At 55.4% G+C, this 3,830-nt stretch carries 3 protein-coding genes; 1 reads left to right on the top strand and 2 read right to left on the bottom strand.

Going from position 1 to position 3,830, the window contains the following annotated elements; translation table 11 throughout:
• Both dcd and apbC read right to left on the bottom strand, forming a co-directional pair.
• A partial coding sequence (gene dcd, locus ABYP39_RS17910) for a dCTP deaminase (RefSeq protein WP_372783963.1) occupies positions 1–428 on the bottom strand: 428 nt, incomplete at its 3' end.
• Between the two features lie 57 nt (positions 429–485).
• Positions 486–1,583 (bottom strand): iron-sulfur cluster carrier protein ApbC, encoded by a 1,098-nt coding sequence (gene apbC, locus ABYP39_RS17905; RefSeq protein WP_372764582.1) that lies wholly within the window; start codon positions 1,581–1,583, stop codon positions 486–488.
• A gap of 200 nt (positions 1,584–1,783) precedes the next feature.
• Here apbC and metG point away from each other — a divergent pair, with 200 nt between their 5' ends.
• Entirely contained in the window at positions 1,784–3,826 is a 2,043-nt protein-coding gene (gene metG / locus ABYP39_RS17900; protein ID WP_372783961.1) for a methionine--tRNA ligase, read from the top strand.
• The last annotated feature ends 4 nt before the right edge of the window (positions 3,827–3,830 follow it).

Here is a 3,830-nt window from a genome sequence, read left to right as displayed (position 1 = left end):
TTGGTGGTATTGGAAAACTCCAACGTCACATGCCCTTCCCACTCCGGCTCGAGCGGCGTCACGTTTACGATAATCCCGCAGCGCGCGTAGGTGGATTTACCCAGACAGACAGTAAGCACATTGCGCGGAATGCGGAAGTACTCCACTGTTCGCGCCAGAGCAAAAGAGTTAGGAGGAATGATGCAGTATTCGCCCTGGATGTCGACAAAACTCTTTTCATCGAAATTTTTCGGATCTACCGTCGCAGAGTGAATATTGGTAAACACCTTGAATTCATCGGAGCAGCGCACGTCATAGCCGTAGCTGGATGTACCATAAGAAATAATCTTACCACTTCCATTTTCCCGCACCTGACCCGGCTCAAAGGGCTCAATCATGCCCTCGCTTTCGGCCATGCGGCGAATCCATTTGTCGGCTTTAATGCTCATTGTGGGTGTTTTCCTTATGTCTCTGGGTGCGCCGGCTAAAAATACCGGAGCTCGCCACTAATCGTTCTTGATAACAATGTTGGGGAAGGCCTTGTTCGCCCCGCTGGCCTGGCGACGCGCCAACTCTGCCGCAAGCCGGATCGCGACCTCACGGTAAATCAGCGACGTTTCCGACTCCGAATTTTCAGCCACCACCGGCAAGCCTTTATCCGCCTGTTCGCGAATATTCAGCGTTAACGGCAGCGCCCCCAGCATCGGCACTTTGTAGTCGTTCGCTATTTTCTGACCACCGCCCTCGCCAAACAGGTGTTCGGCATGACCACAGTTGGTACACACGTGCACGGCCATGTTCTCCACAATACCAAGCACCGGCACATCCACTTTCTGGAACATCTCAATGCCTTTTTTGGCGTCGAGCAGCGCAATATCCTGAGGTGTCGTTACAATCACCGCGCCGGTCACCGGCACCTTCTGCGACAAGGTCAGCTGAATATCGCCGGTACCCGGAGGCATATCAATCACCAGGTAATCGAGGTCATCCCAGTAGGTCTGATACAGCAATTGCTGCAGCGCACCACTGGCCATGGGGCCGCGCCAAACCATTGGCGTTTTCTCGGTGACCAGATAGCCCATCGACATAGATTGCAAACCATGGGCGACAATCGGCTTGAGATAGTGCGTGCCATACTGCTCGGGCCGCTGACCTTCTTTCACACCCAACATCACCTGCTGACTTGGGCCATAGATATCCGCATCCAGAATGCCAACCTTGGCACCTTCAGCGGCAAGGGCCAGCGCCAGATTGACCGAAGTGGTAGATTTACCCACACCGCCCTTACCAGAAGCGACGGCAATGACATTCTTCACCCGCTCAAGATTCTGGGTTTCCCCCACGGCCGGCGTGGCCTGCACTTCGCACTTCAGGGTCAGTTTGCACTTTTCTATACCTGAGGCCGAGCGCAGCAGTTCCAGCAATGCGGCCTCCATCGCCTTCGCCAGCAAACGGACAGGAAAATGGAGAGTGATAGCCGCTTCGACGGCACTGGGACCAGCGGTGAGCTGTTCAATGCGGCCTACCAAGTTTAACGGCAGGTTGACCTGCGGCAGGTTAAAAGCCAGCAATTGCTCGCGCAGGCGCTGTTCAAGATCAGACATGAGTATCCGGGGGAGTAAACCAAAACGGAGGCCGAGTATACGCCCTCGCGCTAACCCTCTCAACGAAGACACGCTCAACGGGCTCAGTCTCAGACAGGCCTATCGGCCAACCGCAGATGCAGCCCGCCACCAAAAACGCTATAGTACGCCGCCTCTAAACCCTAGACACACCACCGCCAAAAGACAGCATCAGGAAACCCATGTCGAAACGTCAGATTCTGGTCACCAGCGCCCTGCCCTACGCCAATGGCCCGCTCCACCTCGGCCATCTGCTGGAAACCATCCAGACAGATATCTGGGTGCGCTTTCAGAAACTGCGCGGCCACGACTGCACGTACCTGTGTGCTGACGACGCTCACGGCACCGCCATCATGCTCACCGCCGAAAAGCTGGGCATCACCCCGGAAGAGCAGATCAAGCGGGTACAGGCCGACCATGAAAAGGATTTTGACGGTTTCCTGATCAATTTTGACAATTATTACTCCACCCACTCCAAGGAGTGTGAGCGCTACGCTCAGGAGATCTATCGCAAACTGGACGCCAACGGCCATATCGAAAAGCGGGAAATCACCCAGCTGTTCGACCCCGAGAAAAACCTGTTTCTGGCCGATCGCTACATTAAGGGCATTTGCCCCAAGTGCAAAACTGACGATCAGTACGGTGACAACTGTGAGGCCTGCGGCGCCACTTATACCCCGGCCGATCTGATCGAACCGCGCTCCGTGATTTCAGGCGCCACCCCCGTTGAAAAAGCGTCCACCCATTACTTTTTCAAGCTGGCGGAATTCACTGACTTCCTGAAAGACTGGACCCGCTCCGACCGTCTGCAACCACAAATTGCCAACAAACTGGGCGAATGGCTGGAAGCTGGCCTCAACTCCTGGGATATTTCTCGCGACGCTCCCTACTTCGGCTTTGAGATTCCCGACGCACCAGGTAAGTTTTTTTACGTCTGGCTGGATGCGCCCATCGGCTACATGGCCAGCTGCGCCAATTGGTGTGAGAAGAAAGGTCGCCAGTTTGAAGATTTCTGGGCAAAGGACTCTAAAGCCGAGCTGTATCACTTCATCGGCAAGGACATCATCAATTTTCACGGTCTGTTCTGGCCCGCCATGCTGGAATCTGCCGGCTTTCGCACCCCGTCCTCCATCTATGTGCACGGCTTTTTGACCGTCAACGGCAAAAAGATGTCCAAATCACGCGGTACTTTTATCAAGGCCGGCACTTACCTCAAGCATTTCCAGCCCGAGTATCTGCGCTATTACTTTGCCGCCAAACTGTCCGGCGGCGTCGACGACATCGACCTGAGCCTCGATGACTTTATTCAGCGAGTCAACGCAGACCTGGTGGGCAAGCTGGTCAATATCGCCAGCCGCAGTGCCAAGTTTATTCACAAGGGCAACGCTGGAAACCTTAGTGCGGAGCTGGACAACCCAGAGCTGTGGCAGCAAGTTACCGGCAAGAGTGAAGAAATTGCCGGCTTCTATGAGCAACGCGAATATAGCCGCGCTGTGCGCGAGATCATGGCACTTGCCGACGCCGTCAACGAGTACTTCGACGCGAAGGAGCCCTGGAAAACGGCCAAGGACGAAGCGACCGTGCAGGATGCTGTTGCAGTCAGCTCTCAGTGCATCAACCTGTTCAGCGTGTTAATGACTTACCTCAAACCCGTGGTGCCCGCACTGGCACAGCAGGCAGAGGCCTTTCTCAATACCGAGCTGCGCTGGGATAACGAATTCAGCCCTCTGCTGAATCACAGCATAGAAAAGTTCAAGCCCATGATGACCCGCGTGGATTCGGACACCGTCGACAAGATGCTGGCGGAGAGCCGAGAAGAAGCGGCGGCAGCGCAGACCAAGAATGCTCCAGCCGCGAAGAAGAGCAGCAAAAAGGCTGCCAAAAGCGATGAGCCCGCCGGCGAAATAGACTTTGAAGATTTCGCCAAGGTTGATCTGCGCATTGCTGAAATTGCCAATGCCGAGTACGTTGAAGGCGCCGACAAGCTGCTGAAACTTACCCTGAATGTGGGCGAGGAGACCCGCCAGGTGTTCTCCGGCATCCGCGGCGCCTACGAGCCAGATCAGCTGATTGGCAAACTGACGGTATTGGTGGCCAACCTGAAACCCCGTAAAATGCGCTTCGGCGTATCCGAGGGCATGGTGCTGGCAGCCGGGCCCGGCGGTAACGATATCTATCTGCTGGAGCCGCACACCGGAGCACAACCGGGAATGCAAGTGAAATAAGGGG

This window comes from Litorivivens sp. (genome assembly GCF_041625495.1).
Taxonomy (GTDB): Bacteria; Pseudomonadota; Gammaproteobacteria; order Pseudomonadales; family Spongiibacteraceae; genus Litorivivens.
This window is presented reverse-complemented; position numbering and strand designations above follow the sequence as displayed.

Coding starts and splice junctions, on each gene's coding strand:
- metG (WP_372783961.1), top strand. CDS start 1,784: ATGTCGAAACGTCAGATTCTGGTCACCAGCGCCCTGCCCTACGCCAAT.
- apbC (WP_372764582.1), bottom strand. CDS start 1,583: ATGTCTGATCTTGAACAGCGCCTGCGCGAGCAATTGCTGGCTTTTAAC.